This window comes from Micromonospora sp. ATA51 (assembly GCF_016802855.1).
Lineage (GTDB): Bacteria > Actinomycetota > Actinomycetes > Mycobacteriales > Micromonosporaceae > Micromonospora > Micromonospora sicca.
Window position 1 is genome coordinate 1 of record NZ_JAEVHJ010000691.1, and the last position, 1102, is coordinate 1102.

Consider the following 1102-nt stretch of genomic DNA (forward strand, 5'->3'; position numbering starts at 1 on the left):
CCTGTGGGGCTCGAATACCCGGTTCGACCGTCTGAAGTGCGGTTCTGTGCGGGCTTGAGCCCGGTGCAGCCGTCATGCTCGTGGTCATGAGCGCGTCGTTGGTGTACCTGCTGCCTCGCCAGGTCCTGCAGATGTTGTCCCAACTCGCCCGCGACGGTGGGGCCAAGGATGTGGAGATCCTGGTGCTCCGCCATCAGGTGGCGGTGCTGCGCCGTCAGGTGACCCGCCCCGATCTCGAACCGGCCGACCGGGTGGTGCTGGCGGTGCTGTCGCGGCTGCTGCCCCGCCCTCGCTGGTCGGTGTTCGTCGTGACCTCGGCGACGCTGCTTCGTTGGCATCGTGAACTCGTCGCCCGGCGATGGACGTACCCGCACGCCCGGCCGGGCCGGCCACCAGTGAACGCACAGGTCCGCGACCTGGTGCTGCGACTCGCGGCGGAGAACCCGTCGTGGGGGCACCGGCGCATCCAGGGCGAAATGCTCGGCCTGGGCTACCGGGTCGCGGCGAGCACGGTGTGGAAAATCCTCAACCAGGCCGGGGTCGACCCGGCACCCCGGCGGTCCGGACCGACCTGGAAACAGTTCCTGACCGCCCAGGCCCACACGATCCTGGCCTGTGACTTCTTCACCGTCGACACCGTGATGCTCAAGCGGATCTACGTGCTGTTCTTCGTCGAGATCGCCACCCGCCAAGTCCACGTGGTTGGGGTGACCGCCCATCCCACCGGTGCCTGGGTGGCCCAGCAGGCACGGAATCTGCTGATGGACCTCGACCAGCGCGCGGCTGAGCTGCGGTTCCTGCTCCGCGACCGCGATATGAAATTTACGGCGGTCTTCGACACGGTGTTCACCACGGACGGCATCGAGGTGATCAAGACCCCACCGCAGGCACCCCGGGCGAACGCGTTCGCCGAGCGGTGGGTGGGCACCGTACGCCGGGAGTGCACCGACCAGATGCTCATCGTCAATGAACGGCACCTCGCGACCGTCCTCGCCGAGTACACGGCCCACTACAACAGCCACCGACCACATCGATCGCTCTGCCAACAGCCGCCAAACCCGCCGTCGGGAGTCACTGACTTGACCGCCGCCAGGATCCGACG

At 67.5% G+C, this 1102-nt stretch carries 1 protein-coding gene; it reads left to right on the plus strand.

Annotated elements, in window-relative coordinates:
- Window positions 1-86 precede the first annotated feature (86 nt).
- Window positions 87-1102, plus strand: a 1016-nt coding sequence (locus JNW87_RS38990) for an integrase core domain-containing protein (protein WP_238455499.1), incomplete at its 3' end; no start/stop codon positions are given.